Source organism: Alteromonas sp. V450 (assembly GCF_001885075.1).
Lineage (GTDB): Bacteria > Pseudomonadota > Gammaproteobacteria > Enterobacterales > Alteromonadaceae > Alteromonas.
Map to the genome: position 1 here is coordinate 3,859,723 of NZ_MODU01000004.1, position 18,773 is coordinate 3,878,495.

General features: G+C 40.9%; 26 protein-coding genes. 4 read left to right on the top strand and 22 right to left on the bottom strand.

The features are described from left to right. The first annotated feature begins 44 nt into the window (after positions 1-44). Positions 45-1,316 carry an NRAMP family divalent metal transporter gene (locus BK026_RS16975; RefSeq protein ID WP_071816892.1) on the top strand — a complete coding sequence of 424 codons (1,272 nt, stop codon included), beginning with the start codon at positions 45-47 and terminating at the stop codon, positions 1,314-1,316. A gap of 111 nt (positions 1,317-1,427) precedes the next feature. After that, complete coding sequence (locus tag BK026_RS16980) at positions 1,428-1,904, top strand: hypothetical protein (protein WP_256253880.1); 477 nt, start codon at positions 1,428-1,430, stop codon at positions 1,902-1,904. A gap of 13 nt (positions 1,905-1,917) precedes the next feature. On the opposite strand, the gene glyA is transcribed toward BK026_RS16980, so the two are convergent. Continuing rightward, entirely contained in the window at positions 1,918-3,171 is a 1,254-nt protein-coding gene (glyA, locus tag BK026_RS16985; protein WP_071816894.1) for a serine hydroxymethyltransferase, read from the bottom strand. A gap of 247 nt (positions 3,172-3,418) precedes the next feature. Here glyA and BK026_RS16990 point away from each other — a divergent pair, with 247 nt between their 5' ends. Beyond that, positions 3,419-4,276 (top strand): LysR family transcriptional regulator, encoded by an 858-nt coding sequence (locus tag BK026_RS16990; RefSeq protein ID WP_071816895.1) that lies wholly within the window; start codon positions 3,419-3,421, stop codon positions 4,274-4,276. A 66-nt stretch (positions 4,277-4,342) separates the two neighbouring features. On the opposite strand, the gene BK026_RS16995 is transcribed toward BK026_RS16990, so the two are convergent. From BK026_RS16995 to BK026_RS17030, 8 genes are all read right to left on the bottom strand, one after another. Continuing rightward, positions 4,343-4,672 carry a zinc ribbon domain-containing protein YjdM gene (locus BK026_RS16995; RefSeq protein WP_071816896.1) on the bottom strand — a complete coding sequence of 110 codons (330 nt, stop codon included), beginning with the start codon at positions 4,670-4,672 and terminating at the stop codon, positions 4,343-4,345. A gap of 701 nt (positions 4,673-5,373) precedes the next feature. Next, on the bottom strand, positions 5,374-6,378 hold the full coding sequence (locus BK026_RS17000; RefSeq protein ID WP_143142138.1) for an acyltransferase: 1,005 nt from the start codon (positions 6,376-6,378) through the stop codon (positions 5,374-5,376). A 159-nt stretch (positions 6,379-6,537) separates the two neighbouring features. Continuing rightward, entirely contained in the window at positions 6,538-7,119 is a 582-nt protein-coding gene (locus BK026_RS17005; RefSeq protein ID WP_071816898.1) for a M23 family metallopeptidase, read from the bottom strand. 232 nt (positions 7,120-7,351) lie between these two features. Continuing rightward, complete coding sequence (locus tag BK026_RS17010) at positions 7,352-7,963, bottom strand: DUF1294 domain-containing protein (RefSeq protein WP_071816899.1); 612 nt, start codon at positions 7,961-7,963, stop codon at positions 7,352-7,354. A gap of 120 nt (positions 7,964-8,083) precedes the next feature. Next, a complete protein-coding gene (locus BK026_RS17015; RefSeq protein ID WP_071816900.1) occupies positions 8,084-8,710 on the bottom strand; it encodes a thiol:disulfide interchange protein DsbA/DsbL in 627 nt (208 codons plus the stop codon). A 130-nt stretch (positions 8,711-8,840) separates the two neighbouring features. Next, positions 8,841-9,434 (bottom strand): DUF998 domain-containing protein, encoded by a 594-nt coding sequence (locus BK026_RS17020; RefSeq protein WP_071816901.1) that lies wholly within the window; start codon positions 9,432-9,434, stop codon positions 8,841-8,843. 79 nt (positions 9,435-9,513) lie between these two features. After that, positions 9,514-9,744, bottom strand: coding sequence for a hypothetical protein (locus BK026_RS17025; RefSeq protein WP_071816902.1), 231 nt, complete (start codon positions 9,742-9,744; stop codon positions 9,514-9,516). Between the two features lie 123 nt (positions 9,745-9,867). Continuing rightward, a complete protein-coding gene (locus tag BK026_RS17030) occupies positions 9,868-10,446 on the bottom strand; it encodes a DUF6624 domain-containing protein (protein ID WP_071816903.1) in 579 nt (192 codons plus the stop codon). 127 nt (positions 10,447-10,573) lie between these two features. Here BK026_RS17030 and BK026_RS19715 point away from each other — a divergent pair, with 127 nt between their 5' ends. Next, a complete protein-coding gene (locus tag BK026_RS19715; RefSeq protein WP_177247924.1) occupies positions 10,574-10,882 on the top strand; it encodes a hypothetical protein in 309 nt (102 codons plus the stop codon). A gap of 139 nt (positions 10,883-11,021) precedes the next feature. On the opposite strand, the gene BK026_RS17040 is transcribed toward BK026_RS19715, so the two are convergent. The 13 genes from BK026_RS17040 to BK026_RS19720 all read right to left on the bottom strand — a co-directional run bounded on the left by BK026_RS17040 (position 11,022) and on the right by BK026_RS19720 (position 18,664). Then, a complete protein-coding gene (locus BK026_RS17040; RefSeq protein WP_071816905.1) occupies positions 11,022-11,384 on the bottom strand; it encodes a hypothetical protein in 363 nt (120 codons plus the stop codon). 121 nt (positions 11,385-11,505) lie between these two features. Next, the gene (locus BK026_RS17045; RefSeq protein ID WP_071816906.1) at positions 11,506-12,042 is read right to left on the bottom strand and encodes a nucleotidyltransferase family protein; all 537 of its coding nucleotides are present in this window, start codon (positions 12,040-12,042) and stop codon (positions 11,506-11,508) included. Between the two features lie 114 nt (positions 12,043-12,156). Next, entirely contained in the window at positions 12,157-13,578 is a 1,422-nt protein-coding gene (locus BK026_RS17050; RefSeq protein WP_071816907.1) for a trypsin-like serine protease, read from the bottom strand. 140 nt (positions 13,579-13,718) lie between these two features. Beyond that, positions 13,719-14,087, bottom strand: coding sequence for a DUF3703 domain-containing protein (locus BK026_RS17055; RefSeq protein ID WP_071816908.1), 369 nt, complete (start codon positions 14,085-14,087; stop codon positions 13,719-13,721). A gap of 107 nt (positions 14,088-14,194) precedes the next feature. Beyond that, on the bottom strand, positions 14,195-14,524 hold the full coding sequence (locus tag BK026_RS17060; protein WP_071816909.1) for a helix-turn-helix domain-containing protein: 330 nt from the start codon (positions 14,522-14,524) through the stop codon (positions 14,195-14,197). 164 nt (positions 14,525-14,688) lie between these two features. Next, positions 14,689-14,928, bottom strand: coding sequence for a hypothetical protein (locus BK026_RS17065; protein ID WP_071816910.1), 240 nt, complete (start codon positions 14,926-14,928; stop codon positions 14,689-14,691). 309 nt (positions 14,929-15,237) lie between these two features. Continuing rightward, a complete protein-coding gene (locus BK026_RS17070; protein ID WP_071816911.1) occupies positions 15,238-15,516 on the bottom strand; it encodes a hypothetical protein in 279 nt (92 codons plus the stop codon). Then, positions 15,513-15,902, bottom strand: coding sequence for a GFA family protein (locus BK026_RS17075; RefSeq protein ID WP_071816912.1), 390 nt, complete (start codon positions 15,900-15,902; stop codon positions 15,513-15,515). The genes BK026_RS17070 and BK026_RS17075 overlap by 4 nt, the downstream gene beginning before the upstream one ends. Before the next feature lie 142 nt (positions 15,903-16,044). Next, the gene (locus tag BK026_RS17080; protein ID WP_071816913.1) at positions 16,045-16,383 is read right to left on the bottom strand and encodes a DUF6694 family lipoprotein; all 339 of its coding nucleotides are present in this window, start codon (positions 16,381-16,383) and stop codon (positions 16,045-16,047) included. 110 nt (positions 16,384-16,493) lie between these two features. Then, complete coding sequence (locus BK026_RS17085; protein ID WP_071816914.1) at positions 16,494-16,847, bottom strand: hypothetical protein; 354 nt, start codon at positions 16,845-16,847, stop codon at positions 16,494-16,496. A gap of 42 nt (positions 16,848-16,889) precedes the next feature. Then, the gene (locus tag BK026_RS19975) at positions 16,890-17,300 is read right to left on the bottom strand and encodes a PH domain-containing protein (RefSeq protein WP_071816915.1); all 411 of its coding nucleotides are present in this window, start codon (positions 17,298-17,300) and stop codon (positions 16,890-16,892) included. A gap of 120 nt (positions 17,301-17,420) precedes the next feature. Further along, complete coding sequence (locus tag BK026_RS17095) at positions 17,421-18,017, bottom strand: helix-turn-helix domain-containing protein (RefSeq protein WP_071816916.1); 597 nt, start codon at positions 18,015-18,017, stop codon at positions 17,421-17,423. A 218-nt stretch (positions 18,018-18,235) separates the two neighbouring features. After that, entirely contained in the window at positions 18,236-18,664 is a 429-nt protein-coding gene (locus BK026_RS19720) for a hypothetical protein (protein ID WP_071816917.1), read from the bottom strand. Positions 18,665-18,773 lie beyond the last annotated feature (109 nt).

An 18,773-nucleotide genomic window follows, 5' to 3' on the forward strand; every position in this document is an offset into this window, starting at 1 on the left:
GATATGGTTAACGGCTAATTTGAAATGCCCATTTAGAGGTTGCCTTGTCGTATTCAGCAGAAACATCGTTCTTTGCCCGTTGTATTGCACTATTAAAGTTACTCGGTCCCGGCGTGCTTATGGCAACCGCGGCGGTAGGCGGTAGTCATTTAGTGGCATCAACACAAGCTGGGGCGAAGTTTGGCTGGCAGCTGGCGCTACTTATATTAGTAGTTAACCTACTCAAGTATCCGTTTTTCAGGGCAGGTGTTAGCTATACCATCAGCACCAAACAAACCCTCCAGCAAGGTTACTTAGGAATGGGAAAGCGGTATTTGGCTATTGCTTTGGGCTTGAATTCCGTTGCATCGGTGGTCAATGCAGCTGCGCTGCTGTTGTTTGCTGCAAGCCTATTGTCGTACTTTATCCCTTTTAACATTGCTATAACGTTATCAGCGTCGGTGGTATTGGCACTTATTTTAATCATTTTATTAGCTGGGCATTTTGAAGGGTTAGACAATATTGCCAAAGGCATCATGGCCGTGCTTGTGATCGCAACTGTTGCCGTTTTCATAGTGGCACTTAGCAATTATTCTGTTTCACCAGCACCTGCTGTGGCTGCGCCTTCACCGTGGACGCTCGCCACGTTAGGCTTTTTAGTCGTAACGATGGGGTGGATGCCCGCGCCAATCGAAATATCGTCGATTACCTCACTTTGGCTAAAGCGTCAATGTAAGGGCCAAGCCGTAACGCCAAAGTCCGCGCTTTTCGATTTTAATTTAGGTTATGCAGTGACTGTGTTACTCGCATTGCTGTTTTTGGGCTTAGGCGCACTAATTTTATATGGCAGTGGTACAGAACTGAATACTAGTGGTATCGGCTTCTCTCATCAGCTAATTAGTATGTACTCATCAACCATTGGGCAGTGGGCCCACTGGCTTATTGCACTGGTTGCGTTTCTATGTATATTTGGATCGGCGCTCACCGTTTACGATGGCTACGCTCGTGTCGTCGCTGAAGCAATAGCGCTGCTTTTTAACAAAGATAAAAACGCAAGAAATACGCTAGTCACTCCTGTGCTATTGTTTATGGCAGTGGCGAGTTTTATCATTGTGTTATTCTTTAAGTCTGCGCTATTGGCAATGCTTGGTTTTGCCATGACGCTTGCCTTTGTGACTACTCCAATGTTTGCCTGGCTCAATCATAAGCTTGTTGCGCAAACGCAACTCCATCCGGATGCTTCTCCTAATTTTGCGATAAAACTATTAAGTTATGTTGGCTTAGCATATCTATTTGGGTTTCTTTTTGTTTTCGTATGGTGGAAGTGGTTCCTGTAATACTTTGTTATATGTTGATGTAGTCAATTAGTGTAAAGCGGTATGGCTGATTCAAACTAAAGGGAAATATTAATCTATACTAAGAGGCAGATCTGTCATGGAGCACGCTACTTGTTTTCTACCTACAATGCATTGATGCCTGTTAAGAAACTCATAATCTTTGCTACCTATATTTTGTTAATTACCACCGTTGGCCTATCTGTGGCAGGATGTTCAAAAAGTGCTGAGCGCGTGGCGGTATGGCAAAATGCATATGATATCGAGCGTGAATTGTATTTACTGGGGCAACAAGACGACCCTCGCGAAATTTACAGGCGTTTACAAGGCATTAAGCAGCAAGCCTCTATGCAACTTTCTCAACTTCGAGAGCGTGGTCGACGCGATCCTTTACTGGTTGAATGGTTGGAATCTCTAACAATTAGTTTGTCTATGGCCCCTTTGTATAGTGATAAAATAGCAACCTGTGATATTTGGAAAGCTGCTATGGAAAAAGCGTGGGGAGTAAGCGTTAGTCAGTTCAACGAACGAGCAAAACTCGTTTGGCGGGTAATGGTGGCTACCTGCAACGCACGAGTTCGCTCCTTATAACTCAATAACCTTGTTAAACGTAAACAGGGCGAGTTGCGGTAAGGCTAGCGACCTTATCCCTGATATTCTGCACAACGTTGTCGTCTTCAGGCGTTGTTAATACATCGCAAATCCAGTGAGCTAATTGCGAACAGTCGTCTTCGCTAAAATTACGAGAGGTTACTGCTGGGGTACCAATGCGAATGCCGCTTGTCACAAATGGCGATTGAGGATCGTTAGGAACGGTATTCTTATTGACCGTTATATTTACACGGTTTAATAGAGCGTCAGCTTCTTTTCCCGTCATTCCTTTGCTTACCAAGCTTAATAGAAACATGTGGTTGTCGGTACCGTTAGATACTACCTCAAACCCTCGCTTCATAAATACATCAGCCATTACACGCGCGTTTGTTATTACTTGCTTCTGGTAAATTTTGAACTCAGAAGACATTGCTTCTTTAAAAGCAACGGCTTTAGCCGCTATAACGTGCATAAGTGGGCCGCCCTGAATCCCCGGGAAAATAAGAGAATTAAACTTTTTTTCAAGCTCAGGGTTAGACTTACACATAATAAGTCCGCCACGGGGGCCGCGCAGCGTTTTATGAGTCGTAGTAGTAACAACGTGTGCGGCGTTAATTGGTGATGGGTAGAGCCCCGCTGCAACTAGGCCAGCAACGTGTGCCATATCTACGAGCAAATACGCACCCACGCTATCGGCTATCTCTCTAAACTTCTGCCAGTCAACCACGCGAGAATATGCGGAAAAGCCTGCAACTATCATTTTTGGGCGATGTTCTTTTGCAAGTGCTTCTACTTGTGCGTAATCAATTTCCCCTGTCTCTGTGTTCAGTCCGTATTGGATGGCGTTGTAAAGCTTGCCGGAGAAATTAGGTTTTGCGCCATGGGTTAAGTGGCCGCCATGGTCAAGACTTAAGCCCAAAATGGTGTCGCCAGGGCTTAACAATGCCATGTAAACAGCAGTATTTGCTTGAGACCCAGAATGCGGTTGCACGTTAACATAATCAGCTTCAAACAGTGCTTTAGCTCTGTCGATAGCTAGCTGCTCTATTTTATCTACAGCTTCACATCCGCCGTAATAGCGTTTTCCCGGATAACCTTCAGCATACTTATTTGTTAATTGACTACCTTGTGCTTGCATAACCGCTTTGCTGGTGTAGTTTTCTGATGCTATGAGTTCAATATGATGCTCTTGCCGTTTATCTTCTTGCAAAATTAATTCAGCAATAGCGGGATCTTGCTTATGCAAGCGTTCATTAAGGGGGGACATAATGGCTCCTTGGTTTCATCGTTGTATGCTTGATACTAGATTTGAGTAAAGAATAAATAAAATTAATAAAAAATATGGCATTATAATTTTATTAAATGAGTGAGGCGGTATAGTGAGGCGATAATTACCGCTGTTTGGCCAAATTAGTAGTCAAAATAAAGAACGCCACAACGTTTCACCCGTAAAGCGAAATAGTTTGGGGTTATTGAAACGTGGAGTTGAGACAACGACGGTGTAATGCAAAGTAATGAAGAATTTGTCGATAGATTTTTTGCGTTCGTTTGTGCTTATTGCTCAAACGGGGAGCTATACTCAGTGTGCCGAGCAACTGCAGCGCACTCAACCTGCTATTAGTTTACAGATTAAAAAATTAGAAGAAATAATAGGAGAAAAGCTGTTTTCGCGAGAGCACAACCGCTTAACTCTAACGGGGGCGGGCAGTCGGCTTCTGTCATATGGTGAACAAATAGTTGCCCTAAACGACCAAGCGATGGCTGAGTTTGGAAAGCCTCAAGTATCAGGAAATATTAAGCTGGGCATTCCGAGCGAGTTTAGCACAACGCTTATGCCTAAAATCATACGACGATTTACCCAAACGTACCCTGAAATATCGTTAGAAGTACACTGCGCATTAAGTAAGGATCTCCTAAGCGAGCCACTTAAACATCAATTCGACCTTATTCTTTCTTTGCAAGAAACGCCCGATCCTCAGCAGGACGGCTATATTATTTCAGATCAGCTTGTTTGGGTTGGAAGTCAGCGGTTTGTTAATAGTGTGCCTGCAAAACTCCCGATAATAGCAGCTCCTGCGCCATGTATTTACCGGAAACGAGCGACCAGTCTACTCTCAGCCATCAAAAAGCCTTGGCAAGTGGTTTATACCATTGCTGATCTGAATGGCATTCAAACAGCAATCAATGAAGGGCTGGGTATAACCGTATTGGCAAAAAGTTCTGTACCTTCTGGGTTACACATATTGGCTAACTCAGAAAGCTTACCTGAGTTGGGCCACATAGGCGTGTGTCTGGTAAATCCTCAAAACGTGTCTTCGCAAGCTATCAGTTTATTAACAGAAACGATTACGAACGAAGTGGCTAACTTCTAAAAGGTACAATGTAAATGAACGGAGGGCATGCAAGGCGTGCCGGCTCCGACACGCCTTGCTTATAGACTAGGCCTTTTTGACAAATTTTGCGGTTAGCATCATTTCACCGGCGCCATCTACTTTACAATCAAGCTGGTGGTCTTTGGCATCTTTAACATGGCGAATAGTTGCTTTGGTGCCAATTTTTAGCACCAGCGAACTGCCTTTTACTTTCAAGTCTTTAGCCAGCGTGATCTTATCACCGGCCACTAATGGCGTACCGTTATAGTCTTTTGCAGAGACTTCCTCTTCTACCTCGTTCGGGTTCCATTCGTGTCCACATTCGGGGCATATAAGTAAAGATTGGTCTTCGTATACATAGTCTGATTGACAATGCGGGCAAGGAGGTAGCGACATTTAAAATTCTCTTTAAAGTTATGAGGTTTGCGAATGGATCAGGTAGAAACTGTTGCGGTTAATTGCTTTACTACCAACAAAAAACGGTTCCTACATAACCTTCCGCCCAGCGACGTAGTAGCCTTTAATGTAATTCAACATTGGCTTGTCTTAAGCTTCTGAAGGAGCACGGCGACTAACCCGCATATTTTTACATGAACCAAAGAAAAAAGTAATAACCAAAACATGCCATCTGGTGCACTTGGCTGAGGTGACCCTGTGCCGCTGCAGCAGAAATTGTCTACACGCTTTTTGAACCTATTCTTACTACCACTATTAAGTATATAAGCCAGATTACAAACGATGAAGCCAGTAGCCAATTAGCGTGCCAAACTACGCTAATTTCTCCTGTCCGAAAAACGGAAATTACAAGAGAAGCTGCACCTTGTAAAAGGATTAAAAGCCCTAAGGACTGCAAATATAGCCTAAGCGGATACATGAGCTTTTGACTTGTTATTCTATAGAATTCTTGTTGAATAAATTGCTTCATTATTTAACTTCTTCGATAAGTGGACAGGTGCAACAGTTTAACCATTTCTATTTTGTTAGGTTTTTCTATGTTTCAGTTACACCAGTTTCGTCGCAGTGTTGCCCATTGGTATATGTTTTTATTTTTCAAGGCGTTAAGTTCGCTTAACGTTTATTCGCTAATACTTTTTTTTTTACCTGCCTCCCAATACCAGAGAAGCACTTTTAGGGAAATGTTTTTTGAAATACGTCGCCATCAATATACACACGACTACCGTCGTTATAGGGGTGAGAAGCCAGTATATAGGGTATGCGATAGTACTAAAAAAGTGAGTATAAACAAACCAAAAGAGCAATATCAGTGGGCCGTGAGCAAGAAAAGTAAAGAAGCTGCAGTGACTGTATTTATACAAATATTCATATACCTTTGAGTGTTGTATCAACGATAGTGCAGGCCACACCATAAAAGGCGACACCAATCGAAGTAATTCTCTATTTTCAATTTTATATGTGACTACGAAAAGACAAAGCGCTACAAAGGCGGTAGCTAGCCAAACGGCATATTTGTCTAGTGCCGTTAAATCCCAATTCTTGATGGCGGCCAGCCCGCCTATGTAAAAACTAACCAACATACTGTTTCTGAGCACAATATCGCCATCTAGGTTAAAGAAATATATACCTGATATCAGCGCTAGACCGAGATAGGGGGCGCGGTTCAGCACAAACCCAAACAATGGTGCTAAAAGAGAAACGGCAAATAAGTCTCTGAGAAAGTTTAACGGGTAATTTACCGGCGAGCTGAAAAGGCCAGTTAACGCGTCAATCCAATTTATTGGTTCAATTGGATATAATTGCGCCGAAAAGTTGTGTGAAAGTAAGTTGTGTTTCTGTGACAAATAGATAATAAAAACAAGGGGAAGGTTCCAAAGTAAAAGCGGTATCAATACAGACTTAGCTTTCTTTTGAACAAGATTTAAGGGCGTAAGATAGAGGCGTGAGCGAAAAACTAAATAACCTGAAATGACCGTCAACACGGGCACTGTCGCTCTAAAAATGCCATGTGAAAAAAAGGCTTTCACATACTCAAAAGCAGTTTCTACCTCGCGCAGTGGTTGGTATTCGGGTAAATGTAAGACAATAATGCCTATTACCATGAAATATCTAGTGGCCCAAATACGCTTACTTAACTCACTTTTCAATGGTATCTCCACTTTTCAATTAAATTGAATCCTATCCAGCTGCACCTACAAAGTGAAGGGGCTTCAAGCGAGTGCTCAACGCCAAAAATTGCAAAGCTTGTTTCTTTTTTTGTATCACACTTTTATCGTGTTTTTGCATACTTTCGTTTTATGCCGTATCTATTCTCGGTCGAGAAGAGCAAGCGTGCTTTGATCAAAGCGTATTTGCATTGGCGTGTTTTGTTCATCCCAAGCGCCAATATGAATATGAGGGTTCCTGCTGTAACCATTGTTACCTACTTTAGCGACAGTTGTTCCTTGTCTTACGGTTTCACCTTCTTTAACTGTTACGTCTCTAACGTGCGCTAACAATACCGATGAACCATTTTTGGTTTTAAAGGTTATCGAGCTTGCTCTCCCGGGCGTCATAATGCCCGGCTGATTGGTGATTGGGTTAATGTAGATTTTTGTGACTATACAATCACAGGGGGCAAGCACGTCTTTTTGAAAACCAAACCAATCTTCGTTTTTGAAGCCGCTATTTGTATACGTTCTTTGAAATAGCCTTTTGTCGTCTTCATACCAGCCTCCTATAACACAATCTGTACCTAGGGCGTCGCCAGCATAGTTGAATTGTCCGTCCCAATGCTCTGTACAAGAGAATGTTTCTTTATGAATAGCGTGAATTTTTATCGCCTCGTGTGCCGAAGTGGCAAAAGGAATTATGGTCGCTAACAGTAGTAATTTTATGTAAAACCCCATTCTTCTTGTCCTTAAGTGTCTTTCTCTCATAATGCAAAGTAATTGGCGCCGTGAGATATCAGCAATCACAAATGTGCAAAATAGCCATAGCGTTCTATCTAGACTAAATCTCAAGCAGTAAAGCCCTTGATATTTCAGTTTTCGCTTTATGTCTGCGTAATTAACCTAAGCTCCAAAAGTGAACAAATCAAATAGCTAACAAGGCCAAAAGCATTGCAATTAAAAAGCTAAACTAGCCCAGTAGTTTGGTTAAAAAATACGTGCCCTGTTCACTTAAAAGCCAAATAAACACAGCAATATTGATACAAACCGTCACCCAATATGTTGTCTTAAATGCTTCCTTGCTTGATTTATGCTTCAACGTATTTTGTGCATAAAAAGCGCCGGGCCAACCGCCTACCAAGCTTATCAAATGTAAATGGCTTTCGGGTGTCCGCCAGCTGCCATTCTGCGCAGATGACTTATCAATGGCATAAAAAATATAGGCAACAACGCTTGCTGCAATATAAACAAAAATAACCTCTACGGGGATTTGTTTTAGTAGCGTTGTTGTAATCAAAACCAGCCAAAAAGACGCTGAAATTACAGAGCCTAACTTACGCGACCGCCGAGGAGTAGTGGATCTCAACCTGCGCTCGCGCGCGAATCTTATGTTTAACGCTTTAAACTTACCTTTAGCATCTTTGACTTGTTCATAGACAATGATGTCGCCCTCGACAGGCCTTCTAGAGGGCTTATGAAACGACTTAATATGAACAAATGATCGATTTCCACCTCCATTGGGCTCTACAAATCCGAATCCTTTATCGTCGTTCCAATTTTTTATTCTTCCTTGAAACCGCAATTAACTAATCCTTCTTAAATAGATGCTGCTTAAATTGGCTGTAACACTCACTTACCGTCTGATCGTTTGTCTGCCTATAAAATTGGGCTGCAAATTTTAAGAATTACAGCTTGAACGGCGTTAAACGGGCTTATTCAGTAAAAAAAGTACCAACGCTTTATACTCTTGCATTGTCTTAATGTTCTTCGTTTCCGGCTTGTATTTTCCGTTTATTATTAAAGTAGGTACGCCCGTAAACCCTTGACTTCTTATTTCCTTCGTATTTTTTTGCATCATTTTAGCTTTTGCATTAACAGAGAAGCTCGAAAATATTTTATCGAATTTTTCGGCGTTCACATTGTTAACTAAAAACAAATTTTTAATGTCTTTTTCGTTGCTAAAATCTGCTTTATTTACGTGGATATATTTGAAAATTGCGGGAACAAGTTGTTCTTCAACCTTCAGGTACTCAGCAGTTATTAGCGCTTTGGTTAATAAATTTTCAATATCAGGCTTTCTACCAGGCATACCGTCCACGTGATTTTTCTTAAATACGGCATCGTCGGGAAGAGCGGCTTTAAGCTCATTCATAAAGCCTTCTTGTCTGTAACAAGCAGGACAATAGAACGAGAAAAACTCTGTTATTTCTTTTGATGTGCTAGGCTCTCCCTCTATTTTTACGTAGTGATCTCCCTCAGAAAATTGTTGGGCGTCAACCGTAAAACAAAAAAGCAATGACACAATAACCATTATTAACTTTTGATGCATAGTACTTCCTTTTTTTAGTCCATTTTGTGCTATTAGTGCTGGAGCGAGCGGATTGAAATCGCAATGAGTTGCGCAGTACATTCGCGAAGCCCCTCGAAACCACAGGTGGTAAATAGTTGTTTTTTGGTCGTTACCCTGCCAAGTAAAGTGAGAACACAAACAACCACAAGACTTGAAAACCGTAGCTAAGCCTCTGGTGTATACCAAGGTTCGACTTGTTTTTAAACGCATTTGCCAACGTGTATGAAAAAACAATGCAGCCTGAAATACACGCGACCGAAAAGGCACGTAACCATATAGGATACGCGTCTTCGAACGCGGCGATTGCTGGCGCAATTAACAAAGACAGCAACATAACTACACCAGCCAACGAGTGAATCTTACAACTATTTGATGGGGTTTGTGTGAACGGATCGCTGTCCATTGGATAAGCGCCGGCAACCCAGGTGCCCAGACCGTGAGCGACAATCATAATTCCTATAAATAACTCGCCCATAGAAAGTGAGTTTATCAATACATTAATGCCAAAGGCGCAGAATAGCGCACCCAATGGATAGTTGTTAATTAATGGGGAGAGTCTTTGAGTGGGGCTGTTAAAGGCGCCTAACTCGCTACAGAATTGCGTTTTGTGGCAATAGTTGGGATAAAAAAGCGAAGCAATATAAATACCGATAACTATCCATACCGATGCAATTGCGCCTGTGTAGGCAAAAAAGGGTTCCAACTGGCATTCCTCCGTGTCAATTAAATCACAACGCTTAAAAACAATTCATGGGCAGCTTAATATCAGGCCTCCCAGCTTTTTACACCAACATAAGCAGCAAAACTATGCCAGTAGCTGCAGCTATACCAGCAAAAAACACATGATCCTTGGCGTTTCTATGTAACGGTGTAGTAGGGTATCTGCCGAAAGTTATGATTTTTAGCGAGATATAACCTAAACCGTAAACAACTCCTTCAATAATAATCTGCTGAACAACAAAGCGGATAAAACTGACGGTAAACCTAAATATTGGTTCTATTAATTCTTCCATTTTTGCTTCTACATCTCAGAAATACACGCCCATACGCAATAATTAACAAACTCACGGTAGAATGAAGCGATGTTATCGTTTGATTACGGCTTTAATTAACTTGCTCAGTGCTTAACATTTTACTCACTTCACAGACATGCCGTACGCGTCTGCGACTATTTTTTTATATTCATCCAATGGAGGAAGGCCAACTTCAGCCCGTCTTTTGTCAACATGCTCTTCGTCAAAAATAGGGTCAAAAACCAGCTCGCCATCTAAAATGTTTAACTGGGTACCATATAGCTGTAGTTTGTTTTGATGAACAAGGACCCTATCTTGTAACAGAGCGAATTCTTGCCCTGACACACCTTCCCCATTCAAAAACGATCGTTTTAAGTGAGGAAGCATAGCTTCCTGAAATTTTAAATCTGATGAATGTTGCACAATTAAAAATGCCGCTGATACGCCGCTTCTACCCACTAAATTCTCATTAACCCATGCGTGTTGCTCAATGATTTCTTTGAGCCTTTTTGTATTTTTCGCATCAATGAGACGCAATTTTTCGAGTAACTCAGGGGGTGGGGCGTTCCACCCTATCTTCGCTATGTCATTTCTTATGCTTTGGTCTGACTGCGCCATCGACACAAGTTCATGCTGCAGCTGGATATTTGACGCAGCTAAGCTATTGAATGAAAAAAGTACAAGGAATAAGAGAGTACGCATTTATACAGTATTTTTTGTTATGCAATATTTTACTCTGAAAATATTGTCCTATTGCTATAAAAAATGGCCCGTAAAATCAAAGGGCCTCATAAAGGCCCTAAAATGGCCACTGGTGGAGCCGTCGCGCATGAGTTACTCAGGCGTAGATGTGTATTTATGTTCACAAGACACGACGGCAGCGCACAACCCACTAAAAGCCAGAACAAAAATAGAAGTGAATATACCCCATAAGGCGAAAAGCAACGATGGCAATGTGGTTCCCGGCGCTGACATGGTCCCGTTGATACCACCGAAGTTCATCGTTCTGGGTTGGTCTAATATAACGCCGAATGCACCGACAACTATTGAGAATATTATTAATACAAGGCCTAAAAAGCCTAAACATCGCGCTGCAAATAGTAAGAGTTTCAGGTTTGTAGTCTGCAATTTTGAGTAAGGATAAAGCTTCATAAGTCTCCTTTTGAGCTGTGCGTATAGCAAAGTAATCGTTCGTTATACTGGTTTTAAACAGCGTTCAGTACCAACAAGCTATGTTATAAACGGTGTAAAAAATAACGGGAGTGTGTTTATTCGTTTTACGCTAAAGCACCGTTTAACAGCATACCCGGCATGAAAAAATAAAAGGCCCAGAAGCCTGAACTAGTGAATAACAACGCAACTGCACAGAACGACGCTTGTAAGAAAAACACGGAAGGTTTAGCGCAAGCGCTATGTTTTAAAGCAATACATGAAGTGCTTAAACAGGCTTTCACATTTTGATATTTGCTAGACACCCAACTAAGAAATGGCGCTATGCTGGCAAATACCAAAGCAAAAGCGACGTCTATACCACCTAGTTGAACGAGGAAGGCAATCTCTGGCAAAAGCGCTGCCGCAACAACCAGGGAAACCCCTATAACGGCGCGTTGTAAATTGGTGAGTTCATTCCATGATTTCATAATATTCCTTCTATAACGCACTACTCGAAAAACAAGCAGCAATCTCTTGGTACATTATCAAGCAGAGCACAAAAAGCCTATACATTTTTTAGTGAATTACGTGAACAGTTTTATTGGCTTTTCACAGCACTATGTCCAAATTCGGCCATGTTTTTAACCAGCCTTTAGATGTTACTCGTTGTAAAAAAACGTCTTGTGAACGTTGGGGATTAAATGTAATACAGCCTTTTAACAACGAGTCAAAGCCAAAAGCAGCGACGCACTCATACTTATTCGATTGTAATTGACGAATGGCAACTGCCGTTTCCTTTTCTGGCCAGTAGCGCATTGCATCTATTGTGCTCTGATAGGGTTTATCACCGTTACGCTCATGCATCTTCGCTTGATTACGAACCTGCCAATTGAGGGTGGGCATGCGGGCTTTAAGTAGTGATTCGTATTCTAAAAAGGCTTGAGAGCTAGACTCTGTGGGGTCGAAATAAATGACATCTACGTCATTTAACACAGTGGGGGTTTTATAACTGTGTATTGCGTCCCAAACTACGTTTCGAACAAAACCGGCAGCAATATAGCACTGCGGCAAGTTGAGTTTATATACTTGAGAAAGCGCTTCTACTCTAATTGGATCTTGCTTTATAAGGTTTACAATTTTGTTCATTTTAGACCCGTGGCATAACGCTTTATTGTGGACAGTAGCGCGTTGCTACAATCGAAAGGCGAACCAAGCCAGCTTTATCAATCGTTTACTGCAACTTGTCTATTTTAGTTGCTGTTAATGCGAACGTGACAATTCTGCTGTTATCTCACTGCTCTTAGCCACGTCAAACGCTGTTTTTCCTTGGTTGTTTTTGAGTGATACATCTGCACCATTGGCAAGCAAATAACGCAAATTTTCAAGCTTGCCTAAGTAGGCTGCGTCGATTAGTGGTGTATCTCCGTTATTATTAGCTATATTCACATCGGCTCCATTTGAAACCAGTAGTTTAACTAATTCAAAGTTGTTTGTGCTCCATCCCGCAATAATCAGCGCTGTATCTCCTGCCATGGTTTGAATATCAAGGTTGGCGCCTTGGTCTATGAGTAATTTAGCCCCGTTCAGTAAATAAGCCTCTTTTCTGAAATTAGAAATAAACAAGGGGAGAACAATGCTATTTGAGTCATGGATTTTTTTACTGTTTGTTGCTAAATCCAGCAGCATCTGAAAATATTCTTTCCTTTTCATTGCTAGCGCAAACGCAAATAGTGAATCGTTATTGATGCGAACATCTTCGAAATTTGCACCATATTTAATCAGGGATCTTGCCAACTCAACGCGGTTTAACATCACAGATTGATAGAAAGCTTCGGTAATAATCTCTTTTTTGTGCAGTACCGACTCGGTTACTGCATTGTTCAATGCTTCGAGATCATTATCTACTATTGCGTTAATAACTGGATGACTAGGGGGTACAGCCGGCTTAGCATTATTTATAACGCTTTGTAACCAAGAGTAAATTGAAGAGACTCTTGTGTAATATTCTCCTACACCATAGTGACCTTCAGCAAAGCCGTGTCCGTCTTGATAAGAACTTATTCCAATAACTACCGGTTTGTTATTAACAATTAGAAATGCTGGGCCACCACTATCTCCTCGTGAACTTATCCCTTCGTACTTGGTCGCTTCCCCAGGGCTATTAAAGATAAATTCAAGCACATTTTCATTCGCGCTAGCTACGGTATTTGTTGCGCCTCGCTGCTTAGCATCATCGCGAATTAAGCCATCCCGACCGTTGCCAAAAGTGCCTCTACCTACAAAAATAACTTGCTGTCCTACTTCGTTTCTTTTCCGGTTTAGGATAGCTGGTTTACCGTGTGCTATTGGGTCTTTAAGTTGCACCAGTGCTGCATCGAAAACTTCATCATTTATCCGGTTAAATCTAGGGTGAATAAAGATATTTTCTACTCGATAAATATAGTCGTCATGTCGAGCCGAAAAAACCTCCTCTTCTTTTCCTTCTACGCAATGTGCCGCTGTTAACAACCAACTCTTATCAATCAATGTTGCGGCGCAACCTGCTATGTAAGCTACAGAGCCAGAATATTCATCGCCAAGTGCTACATACTTTTTATCCTCTACATCATGCCTTATCACTATTCCATTAGCGGTTGAGGTTGTTATGAGCGCGGCTAACAAAATGATTGTATTGCGTATCAAAATCAGTATCCCTATTTCCTGAAGGTTGAACGTATATAAGACTGTAATGGAAAGCTATTCAGCGCTGGCATGTGAACTTAATTTCAAGTTAAAACCCAAGGTCACATGGTTGCGCATCTCAAAAAACGAGCTGATGTTTGCTACAAGTTACTTTTTGCTTTACTTATTGCAGCTTGAAGAGCGGGGTTAACGGGTAGCCGTTTAAAAGGGCTGATATTTGCGCCACCAGTATTTCCAGCAGGAACTAACCCTATGGCTGTTTTTGTTGCAGCACCGAGTATACGAATAATTTGGCCTATGGCCTCTTTGATGTTTTGTTGATCTAGCGCCCATAAGAACATTAAACAATGAACTCGTACATGCCACCATGTAGATTCTTGCCCTAAAACGTGGGCGTTTTCCAAATGAATGAAAGCCTCCGTTGGTTTGTTTGCCAACGCTAAATTTTTTGCATTTGCTATTTCTGCCTTCACGAAGGGGGCAATGTTTTTAGAAAATTTACTGATCATATTGTTATCCCTTTCAAAACGCTTAAGACTTTTCAGAGTTGTGTGAATTGAGCGAAGCACAAACGCAAGGCAGTGGTTTTATGCTTGTTTACGCCATTTTTTACATACTATACGGTTAAAATGAAAGCAAAAACAAATGCGACAAAAAATGACACTAACGTTGCTTTTAGCGTTAAAGGGGGAAATTTATCTCTCATCATGCATAAAAATGTTGGCGCTTTATCAATTGAAGACGCGTCTTTTTCAATAAGCTCGTGTGCCTGAATATCAAAAGCAGAGCATATTGACATGATTGATTCGGGTGACGCGCTCCCCGATTTCTCGATGCGTTGGACTGTTCTTAAACTGATCCCTGCAACTTCCGCGAGATGTGATTGACTCCACGCCTTAGACTCTCTTAATTGCTTCAATCTTTGAATGTTTAATTGCATTTCCATACTGACTTCCTCAATGATAATTTCTTAAATAATTATCGTGATAAAGCCCCTACGTTGATACGTCATCCATATGACATTGAGTGACAAAGTCGCGCCAAGCGAGTTAAGTACTATGTTAATTGTTTTGCGTTAAAGTCAATAAAGACAGCACCTGTAGCGTATTGTTAAGCGCCGTTATCATGCCGGTGTTTCTTAATAGATTTGGAAATGGCGTTTGTTTTTTCTCTGGAGCGTCTGTGGCACGCTTTTCTATCGTCAGAATGGCCTGACGAACAGTTAGAACCTTCTCCTTTTATAATAGCTGAGGTGGTGTTGTAGATGGCGTCTACACCATCGTTCGGTGTGTTAATAGTGCCGCAGCCACCAAGGCTGAGTAAAAGAAAAAGTGCTGTTGAGTATTTCACTAAGCTAAATCCTTTTTTATAAGCTAACTTTCAGAATATGCTTTCCATTCGAATCATGGTTCTAAATTTATACTTCTCTTTTGAATATTGCTAGCACCTAGGTTGATGCGCCCTATGCCAAATTTGTATCTGGTGCAAAAAAACGTTTCCATCCCGGTTGACGTAGCGCATTCAAGTATTTATCTCAATTTAAATCATCAAGCTTGCCATCAAAAAGCAAGGTCAGTAGGGCAATTTACTCAGAGAAACATGAGGCGGTTTATCTGTTAAGCGTTTTTTATGCCGTTCCACTATAATTAGTAAACCCTCTCATTGGCGCTCTGTTCGTTCCTTTACAGCAGACGCTAATAAAGAAATAGAAGCCGCATAGGTGAAGAAGAAAAGAAAATACCCAATGGCCAAGCAAATTACCCCGAACACACTGCTTTCAATTGAAATGCTGTATATCAAATAAACTGATATGGGTAATGGATAAATCGAAACAGGTTTGGTTTTAACGTAAGTGACCAGCTTATTTCTTATGACGGGGGCGGCTAAAACCACAATAGGAATGAACAGCAATCCTACGAATAAAATATCTATCTTCATACCACACCTTGCTCAAAATTGGGTAATGCAGCCAATTTATGAACCCATTGAAGTTGAGACTCACAATAAATATTGATTGCTGGTTTAATTTCCGGAGCCTTATCTATTGACCCTAGGTATAAAATTTTAAGGCCAGCAAGTTTAGAATTTTGATTATAAATCGGCGTGCCGCAATGCTCACAGAAACTTTTAGAAGCGTTTTCTGACACTTGCACAGTTTTCAATGAGCCACTTTTCAAAATAAAAGCTTCACTGGTAACAACGGTATATGTTGAAAATGCACTTCCATTCATTTTGCGGCAAAGATTGCAGTGGCAATTAACAATAACGCTAATTTCATCCGACGAGCTAAACCGAACGCTTTGACAGTGACAACTTCCTTCCATGAATTATCCTTTTAGAGAAACAAACGGTGTAACACTCAACTACAGGGCGATAGCACATGGGCTAAATGTTGGGACAAAGTGATACCGCCCATGTGTTTGTGTTCCGCTGAACGAAGTGAGCACCAACAGTTGTTTGTAATCGTTAGTTTGTTATAACTTCCACTTGGGTTTTTGATGTAGCTGCGAGCTCGATTACTTCGCCATAGGTTAAGCCATCAAGCTTTTTGCTTAGTATATCGTAGTTCATACCTGACATCGCAGGGTCGTCAATCATATCGTATACACTATTAACATCAGAAAACTGGATAGCTAGCAAAGCCATCAAAAATTCCTGCTTTTTATTTCTTGGCAGTTTTTTTAAGAGCGTATTGATATCACTTTGAATAGACTTACTGCTGTTACCATTAAACACAAAATTGTCTGGAACACTGGTACAACCAAATGAAATTAGTAGAGCGAGGGCTAAAACGAACTTTTTCATAAACATCCTTTTAAATATAACGCCCTGTTCATGGGCTGAAAAATGCGTAGCTAAAATGTGTAGCGAAGCGAAACTAAGCTAGACTTTAGCAGTTCCGCTTGAACTGATTTTTATAACGATTTTTCAATAGGCTTTGAAATTTCTTGCCCACCAAGTATAAAAGCTAACATAAACGCTAACTCATCTATTAGCCATAAATTAGCTAATCCTGTCAGGAGTAATACCACTATTAAGGCAAAGCCAGGCATGAGAAATGTGAGAAAACTATCTTTTCTTTGGCTTGGAAAAAGGGATAAGTATAAAAAAGCTAATGCAACGCCACAAAAGGCTGATAGTAAATAAGGCATTAAGTTAATAGGGGTTATCTCAATTTCTGAATACAAGCCACGCATGAAAAAAAGCGTCAATGCCGTTACGACTGAGATTATAATTGTTGATTTTATATTTTTCGGTGTAAGAAGCATCGTGAATTTCCTTTTCGGTATAATGCTAAGCTAACGGGCACCTTACTTTATTTCACTTTTGCCTAGGGCGTAAATAAAACCGCGTTTATCGGTTGGTGAAACAAGAACGACGTTACCGTTACCATAGGTTATTAATAACCTATCCAAAGATAATGCTGCTGCGGATGCTAGTAGACGAGAAGGTTTTACCGACTTGATTTCGTCTAGTGGAATACTCCAACGGAACGGTCCGCAAGTGATTTTTAAAGATTCCTGGTTAACTTTAAACCGAAGTGACACTAAAAGCCAAATTGGAAAGAAGAAGCCAATTAACAATAGTAATATAGCAAGAAATAGCGACTCTGTTGATGTGGACTCGCTTAATATACGAAAAACTCCATAAAGACATATGACGCTGGCAAAATAAGTTATACCGACTATCCAGTTGCCCCTCTTCGATTTAAATTCCTTCATCTAATCTCTAAGTAGAATATAGCTTACCAATAACGGACGCAGGCACGTGAGGCATAATAGCGGAGCCGCCCCCCGTGTGTCTGCGCCCCAGCGTACGAAGTGAACGAGTTAATTGGGCTGTTAGCTGCCAGTTTCATTTTGACTATGTTTGATGTTTTTCTGTGCAATATTGCTAGCTAAGTAAAATATAACACTAAACATAACCAAGGAAAGCAACATGGGAGCGACAATTGACGGGCCTATGTTTCCTAAGACTCCAAAAATCGAAAAAATGGCAAGGAAGATAAACCCTGTGCGGACATGTGACTTTAGTGAAACGTTGGGGGTTGAACTGGCAGAGAAATACCATTTAAAACCGCAATAAATAATACTAAATACTGCGACTAAGTTAGCGATGAAGGAAATAGGCTTTAATATATCTATGAGTAAACTAATAGCGGAAATAAACACCGAACAAGCTAATAAAGCTAACATGAATTTGTTGGGGTTAGTGTCTGCAACTTGCGCAGACGTGTTAACGTTTAAGCTCTCTAGCGAGATTTGAAAAGTCGCAGCTAAGCATACTTTTGTTTCCATTGATGCTTTGCTTTCAGATTCTACACGTTGAATTGTGCGCAAACTTAAGCCAGCCGCGTTAGCTAGTTGTTCCTGAGACCAACCAGACTTTTTTCTTAGTGCTTTTACAACAGTTGAATTAATCATTAATTCTTTTTCCATTTTTTGTTTCCTCTGAATTTATGTAGAGGAATTAAATATCCAATATTTGTTGCATTAATCTACGACAGTTACCCGCCATGGTATGCCAGATAGCCGCCAAATGCTGTGGCAGCTAACGCTCAGCCTTGATGCCTAATATACTAGCGAAGCGAGGAAGCTCATGTATTCGTGCCCCAACGAACGCAGTGAGTGCCAATAATTGGTTGTTAGGCAAGTACCTAGAGCATACTCGAAATTTGTTTGCATATAGATACGTCATTAGCCCTAGCACTACTATATTTTTCTCCATTGTTTCTGAAAATTAACTTACAGCTTTGGCTTCTGCCATCCGGAGCGAAAGTTGATTTTGGATTATTCAATACTATGCGCTTATTTGCAGGGTACACATAAGTTAATTCGATAGTTCCATTCCCCTTGTTATTAAGGGCGTAAAAAACGTCAAGATATTGTGTGTAGCCATAGTAAGTAAAAAATATAGGTGCCACAGGACAAAACAAAATTATTTTATATAAGCGTAAAGCTGTATCGTATTTAATCTTATAAATTAGGCCAATAACAAGACTAAAAAATGCCGCTGCAATGGAGACATTTTTGATGACCTCAAAATGGAAGAGAGGTATAGCGGGATCTGTTAATGTGATATCCATGACAAGTGTCTAACTTTTCAATAACGGGGGCAGGCACATAGTGCATAATGGCGAAACCGCCCAGCGTGTATGCGTCCCAGCGAGCGCTAATTCGTTTGTTATATTCCAG

Coding starts and splice junctions, on each gene's coding strand:
- BK026_RS16990 (WP_071816895.1), top strand. CDS start 3,419: ATGAAGAATTTGTCGATAGATTTTTTGCGTTCGTTTGTGCTTATTGCT.
- BK026_RS16995 (WP_071816896.1), bottom strand. CDS start 4,672: ATGTCGCTACCTCCTTGCCCGCATTGTCAATCAGACTATGTATACGAA.
- BK026_RS17060 (WP_071816909.1), bottom strand. CDS start 14,524: ATGGAAATGCAATTAAACATTCAAAGATTGAAGCAATTAAGAGAGTCT.
- BK026_RS17080 (WP_071816913.1), bottom strand. CDS start 16,383: ATGAAAAAGTTCGTTTTAGCCCTCGCTCTACTAATTTCATTTGGTTGT.
- BK026_RS17015 (WP_071816900.1), bottom strand. CDS start 8,710: ATGCATCAAAAGTTAATAATGGTTATTGTGTCATTGCTTTTTTGTTTT.
- BK026_RS19720 (WP_071816917.1), bottom strand. CDS start 18,664: ATGGATATCACATTAACAGATCCCGCTATACCTCTCTTCCATTTTGAG.
- BK026_RS17085 (WP_071816914.1), bottom strand. CDS start 16,847: ATGCTTCTTACACCGAAAAATATAAAATCAACAATTATAATCTCAGTC.
- BK026_RS17095 (WP_071816916.1), bottom strand. CDS start 18,017: ATGGAAAAAGAATTAATGATTAATTCAACTGTTGTAAAAGCACTAAGA.
- BK026_RS17005 (WP_071816898.1), bottom strand. CDS start 7,119: ATGGGGTTTTACATAAAATTACTACTGTTAGCGACCATAATTCCTTTT.
- BK026_RS19715 (WP_177247924.1), top strand. CDS start 10,574: ATGAGTTACTCAGGCGTAGATGTGTATTTATGTTCACAAGACACGACG.
- BK026_RS17075 (WP_071816912.1), bottom strand. CDS start 15,902: ATGGAAGGAAGTTGTCACTGTCAAAGCGTTCGGTTTAGCTCGTCGGAT.
- BK026_RS17055 (WP_071816908.1), bottom strand. CDS start 14,087: ATGATCAGTAAATTTTCTAAAAACATTGCCCCCTTCGTGAAGGCAGAA.
- BK026_RS17040 (WP_071816905.1), bottom strand. CDS start 11,384: ATGAAATCATGGAATGAACTCACCAATTTACAACGCGCCGTTATAGGG.
- glyA (WP_071816894.1), bottom strand. CDS start 3,171: ATGTCCCCCCTTAATGAACGCTTGCATAAGCAAGATCCCGCTATTGCT.
- BK026_RS17045 (WP_071816906.1), bottom strand. CDS start 12,042: ATGAACAAAATTGTAAACCTTATAAAGCAAGATCCAATTAGAGTAGAA.
- BK026_RS17025 (WP_071816902.1), bottom strand. CDS start 9,744: ATGGAAGAATTAATAGAACCAATATTTAGGTTTACCGTCAGTTTTATC.
- BK026_RS17030 (WP_071816903.1), bottom strand. CDS start 10,446: ATGCGTACTCTCTTATTCCTTGTACTTTTTTCATTCAATAGCTTAGCT.
- BK026_RS17070 (WP_071816911.1), bottom strand. CDS start 15,516: ATGAAGATAGATATTTTATTCGTAGGATTGCTGTTCATTCCTATTGTG.
- BK026_RS19975 (WP_071816915.1), bottom strand. CDS start 17,300: ATGAAGGAATTTAAATCGAAGAGGGGCAACTGGATAGTCGGTATAACT.